This is a genomic window from Candidatus Allofournierella excrementigallinarum (assembly GCF_944388085.1).
GTDB classification, from domain to species: Bacteria; Bacillota; Clostridia; order Oscillospirales; family Ruminococcaceae; genus Allofournierella_A; species Allofournierella_A excrementigallinarum.
Genome location: NZ_CALXHK010000084.1, coordinates 1 through 4890 on the forward strand (window position 1 = coordinate 1; position 4890 = coordinate 4890).

Sequence of the window (4890 nt, forward strand, 5' to 3'; positions counted from 1 at the left end):
TATAAGCGCCCCCGGCATGACGAGACGCGCGCCCTCGCTTATCAGCCGCTGTCTGTCCACGTCGCTCTCCGTCTCGTTGTCTTGTGCTCAGGAAAGCGGAGCTCAGAACTGCTTGATGCCGTCGGGAGTTTCGATCTCCACGGGGTGCTTCTTCCAGTTGACGCAGACCATCCACAGCCAGATGACCACGCCCACGCCCAGATACACACCGAAGCAGATCCAGGAGTCGATGCCCTGGCCCAGGGTGCAGAAGAAGGCGATGGCCACAGCGATCAGCATGGCCAGGATGCGGAAGGCGTCGCCGCCCTTGACGGCGTTGGAGCTCTTCCAGCCCGGGTACTTGTGGTGGATGCACACAGCGCTGATCATGGTCAGAGCGTAGGCGCAGGCGCAGCCGAAGCTCATCAGGTTGAAGAAAGCGCTCATGAAGTCAGAAGAGTTCTGCAGAACGATGAACACCAGGCTCAGCACCAGCAGGAACACGTTGGGCAGCAGGGGCTGCTGGTTCTTGTTGACCTTCGCGAACACCTTGGGCAGGAAGTTCTTGTTGGCCATGGAGTAGAGCATACGAACGGTGGACATCCAGAAGCCCAGCAGGGAAGCGCCCATGCCCAGCAGGCAGGACAGCAGGCCCACAACGATGGGCCAGAAGGTCCAGCCAAGCTCGTTCTGCATGGTGGAGATGGTCAAAAAGCCGTCCTGGGCGAAGTTCGTGTAGACATCCTGCAGGCCGTCCAGGCCGGCCACGCAGAAGTAATAGAACACATAGATGCTGCCGCAGGTGAGGATGGAGCCGCAGATGGCCTTCTTGGAGTTCTTGATGGGGAAGTCGCCTTCCTCCACCATCTGGGGAACGGTCTCAAATCCGAAGTAGGGGGTGATCAGCAGAGCCATGCCGATGACCCAGCCGGGGATGCCGTAGACGGAGTCGAGGGTGGTGTTGAAGATGTTGCCGAAGTTGGACAGGTGCCAGTGGCCGCTGAACAGCAGGATGAAGCCGGTCAGGATGGTGACGGTGATGTTGCAGAACAGCATCACAGCCTGGGCCTTGACCAGGATCTGCACGTTCTGGATGCTCATCAGGAAGTAGAGCACCAGCAGCACGGCGGCAAAGGCGACCATGGTCCAGGTGCCCATGTTCAGGCTGAAGGTCTTGTTCACCCAGGTCATGATGGCCATGACAACTGCCGGGGGAACCGAGATCCAGGCGGCCATGATCAGCCAGGAAGCCAAAAAGCCCACATGCTTGTTGATGCCGACGGTGTTGTAGATCAGTTCGCCGCCGGAGGTGTGGAACAGGCTGGCCAGCTCACTGTAGACCAGGGCGACAGGCAGGATGGCGATGGTCATCAGGCCGAAGGCCAGGAAGGTGCCGCTGCCGCAGTAGCCGTAGAAGACCGAGTCCCAATAGTTCACGAAGGTGAAGATGGAACCGGTGGCGACGGTGTAAACAAAAATCAGTTTCAGACTTTTGTTCAGGCCGCCTTTCGTTTGGGTGTTTTCCATAACAATGACTCCTTTTCACAGGTTTGGCCCCCCGTCAAAACCGCCTGCCCGCAAAAAAAACACCGAAGCCCCGGCGCTTTCCCTCGCGCGGTTTTTCGATGTTGTCACACAAGGCGGGACCGGCCGCGCCGGTCGGGCTGCATGGCAGCGGGTATTCGGTTTCCGGGTCCGGAGAGTTCGTCCCCTTCAGCCGTTATAAAAATAACACTGTCTGTGGATAAATGTCAATAGATTAACAGGCATTTTGTATGCAATTCCATGATCGTGCACCAAAAAGAGACGTTTTTGCACCTGCGGCGGCAGGCCTCACAGCCTTTCGCCCTTCGTGGGGCGCAGCGCCGCGAGGCAGGCAAAGCCCGCCGCGGCCGCCCCCGCCGCCAGCCAGTGGCGGCCCGCCCCAAGGCCCAGCGCCCGCGCCGCCAGAGGAAAGCCGATGCTGCCCGCGCTCATGCCCAGCGCCAGAAATCCGTAGTTGACGCCGGTGTGCTTCATGCCGAACAGGTCGGTGCACAGGCTGGGCAGCACCGCCGCCTCGCCGGAATAGCAGAAGGTCAGGGCGGTGTAAACGGCGATCACCCACCAGCCCCCGGCGAAGGCAAAGGCCGCCGACAGGCCGCAGAGGCCGCCGAAGAGGATGAGGTCCGCCGCCCGGCGGCCGATGCGGTCGCTGGCCGCGGGCATGGCCAGCCGCCCCGCCGCCGAACCGACGGAGCCGACGGCCACCGCCAGGTGGGCGGCGCCCTCCGAGAGGCCCCGCTCCTGCCCCAGCTGCACGATGACCGGGCTGAACAGCAGCACCGCCGGGCTGGCCAGGGCGGTGGCCAGAAACACCAGCTTATACTGCCGCGTTTTGAGCATCTGCCGGGGGGTGAAATCCCGCCCGCCGCTTTCCGCCGGGGCCGCGGCGTTTTCGGGGTTTTCCAAAAGGGCGCTGCCCGCGGCGCACACCGCCAGCAGCAGGCCGCCCAGCACCCAGAAACAGGCCCGGATGCCCCAACGCCCGCTCAGAAAGCGCACCAGGAGGGTGAGCGCCGCGCCGGAGAGACCCACCGCCCCGCCGATGACGCCGGTGGCGAGGCCCTTTTTCTCGGCGTACCACTTCTGGGCGCAGCCCATTACCGCCGGGTAGAGGAAGGCGCTGCCCAGCCCCACCGGCAGCGAGAAGGCCAGATAGAACAGCCCGGGCTTGCCCGCCGGCACGAAACCCACGGCAAAAAAGCCCGCCGCCAGCAGCGCCGTGCCCGCAAAGCCTGCGATGCGGGGGCCGGCCCTGTCCTGCAAAAAGCCCCCCAGCACGCACCCGAGGCCGTAAGCCCCGATGGTGAGGCTGAGCACAAAGCTGGCCGCCGCCTCGTCAAAGCCATATTCTGCCCGCACCGGGCCCTGGAACACGCCCCAGGCGGCGGGCACCCCGGTGAGGATCTGGATGGCGGCCCCCGCCGCCAGGATGGTCCAGCGGTGCTTTTTCAAAAAGCGCTGCATCGTTCCTTCCCCCTTGCTGTCTTTGCCGTTAGTATGGCCCTTTCCGATTGACAAATGCGGGCGCGCAGGGCTATGATATAAGTCAAACACGCAATAACAGGGGGAACAGCCATGAAGATCAATCCGCTCAAGGGCATGAAGGACTATCTGCCCGACGAACAGCGCCTGCGGGACTATGTGCAGGGGCGCATCCTGGCCACCTACCGGGCCAGCGGCTTCCAGCGCATCGCCACCCCCATGCTGGAGGACATGGAAAACCTGGACAAGAGCGAGGGCGGCGACAACCTGAACCTCATCTTCAAGGTGCTCAAGCGGGGCGACAAGCTGGCCGCCGCGCTGGCCTCGGGCCAGGAGAAAGAGCTTTCGGACATGGGCCTGCGCTATGACCTGACGCTGCCTTTGAGCCGCTACTACGCCGCCAACCGGGACAAGCTGCCCACCCCCTTCAAGGTCATCCAGACCGACCGGGTGTTCCGGGCCGAGCGGCCCCAGAAGGGCCGCATGCGGGAGTTCGTGCAGTGCGACATCGACATTTTGGGCGACGGGAGCATCAACGCCGAGATCGAGCTGATCGACGTGACCGCCCGGGCCCTTCTGGACATTGGCTTCAAGGATTTCACGGTGAACGTCAACGACCGGCGCATCCTGCGGGGGATGCTCGCCGGCATGGGTTTTGCCCCCGGCAGCCTGGACAGCGTGTGCGTCACCTTCGACAAGCTGGACAAGATCGGCGCCGAGGGCGTGGCCGCCGAGCTGGCCGAAAAGGGCTGCCCCGCCGCCGCGGTGGCGGCGCTGGGCGAATTTTTGGCCGCCGGCCGCACCGACCTTGCCGCGGTGGGCGCTTTGTGCGGCGACGGGGCCCTGGCGGAGGACCTTGAGCGGGTCATCGCCGCGGTGGCGGCGTTGGCCGAAGGGAAATACTCCATCGCCTACTGCCCCAGCCTGGTGCGGGGCCAGGGCTACTACACCGGCATCGTGTTCGAGGTCACCTGCCCGGCCTTTGCCGGCGCGGTGGCGGGCGGCGGCCGCTACGACAACATGGTGGGCAAGTTTTTGGGCCAGCCGGTGCCCGCGGTGGGCTTTTCCATCGGCTTTGAGCGCATCTGCGCCATCCTGGCCCAGCAGGGCTTTGCCGTGCCCGCCGAAAAGGCCCGGCTGGCGCTGCTCTATCTGCCCCAGGCCGACTTTGCCCAGGTGCTGAAAAAGGCCGCCGGCCTGCGCAGCCAGTACACCGTGACCGTTCTGCCCCAGGCCAGGAAGCTGGGCAGGCAGCTGGGCCAGCTGGAGGCCCAGGGCTTTGCCGCCGCGGCCTTTGCCGACAACGACGACATCAAGGCCCTGGGCGCGGCCCGGTGAGCCGTTCCCCTTCCTTGGCACGCAAAGGGGAGGGGCGGGTGAAAAAACGCCCGCCCCTCCCCTTTTTGCATAAACGCCCCGCCCCCCGGGCAGACTACTGCCAGGAAGGGAGGAGACGACCCCATGCGGACGTTTTACAAGATCTGTGTCGCTTTGCTCATCCTGGGCGGCCTGAACTGGGGCCTCATCGGCCTGTTCAGCTTTGACCTGGTGGGCTGGCTGTTCGGCGGTTCCGCCAGCACCATCAGCCGCATCATCTTCACGCTGGTGGGCCTGGCGGCGCTGGGCGCCATCCCCGGCCTGCTGGGCCTGGGCGGCGGCAGCGGCGAAAGCACCCGGTCCTGAATCTTTTTTCATCAGAGGGGAAGGCCGCGGCGCAACATGCGCCGCGGCCTTCCTGCGCAAAAAAGGGCCCCCGGCGTTTGCCGGGGGCCCTTTGCCCTTGCGTTCAGTGAGCGATCACAGCTCGGCGAAGTACTTGATGGTGCGGACCATCTGGCTGGTGTAGCTGTTCTCGTTGTCGTACCAGGACACGACCTGCACCTG

4 protein-coding genes are annotated in these 4890 nt (G+C 64.3%); 2 read left to right on the forward strand and 2 right to left on the reverse strand.

What is annotated here, in order from left to right; genetic code table 11:
• Window positions 1-102 precede the first annotated feature (102 nt).
• Both ACH2AT_RS10620 and ACH2AT_RS10625 read right to left on the reverse strand, forming a co-directional pair.
• On the reverse strand, window positions 103-1506 hold the full coding sequence (locus ACH2AT_RS10620; protein WP_394965913.1) for an APC family permease: 1404 nt from the start codon (window positions 1504-1506) through the stop codon (window positions 103-105).
• Window positions 1507-1812: 306 nt separating this feature from the next.
• On the reverse strand, window positions 1813-2988 hold the full coding sequence (locus ACH2AT_RS10625) for an MFS transporter (RefSeq protein ID WP_394965915.1): 1176 nt from the start codon (window positions 2986-2988) through the stop codon (window positions 1813-1815).
• Between the two features lie 111 nt (window positions 2989-3099).
• Here ACH2AT_RS10625 and hisS point away from each other — a divergent pair, with 111 nt between their 5' ends.
• Together hisS and ACH2AT_RS10635 are read left to right on the forward strand one after the other, a co-directional pair.
• Window positions 3100-4344, forward strand: a complete 1245-nt coding sequence (hisS, locus tag ACH2AT_RS10630; protein ID WP_394965917.1) for a histidine--tRNA ligase — start codon at window positions 3100-3102, stop codon at window positions 4342-4344.
• A gap of 123 nt (window positions 4345-4467) precedes the next feature.
• Window positions 4468-4689: a DUF378 domain-containing protein gene (locus ACH2AT_RS10635; protein WP_394965919.1), complete on the forward strand. Its 222-nt coding sequence runs from the start codon at window positions 4468-4470 to the stop codon at window positions 4687-4689.
• Window positions 4690-4890 lie beyond the last annotated feature (201 nt).

What these genes read in the sequence shown, in the direction of transcription:
- ACH2AT_RS10620 (WP_394965913.1), bottom strand. Translation starts at nt 1,506, where the DNA reads ATGGAAAACACCCAAACGAAAGGCGGCCTGAACAAAAGTCTGAAACTG.
- ACH2AT_RS10625 (WP_394965915.1), bottom strand. Translation starts at nt 2,988, where the DNA reads ATGCAGCGCTTTTTGAAAAAGCACCGCTGGACCATCCTGGCGGCGGGG.
- hisS (WP_394965917.1), top strand. Translation starts at nt 3,100, where the DNA reads ATGAAGATCAATCCGCTCAAGGGCATGAAGGACTATCTGCCCGACGAA.
- ACH2AT_RS10635 (WP_394965919.1), top strand. Translation starts at nt 4,468, where the DNA reads ATGCGGACGTTTTACAAGATCTGTGTCGCTTTGCTCATCCTGGGCGGC.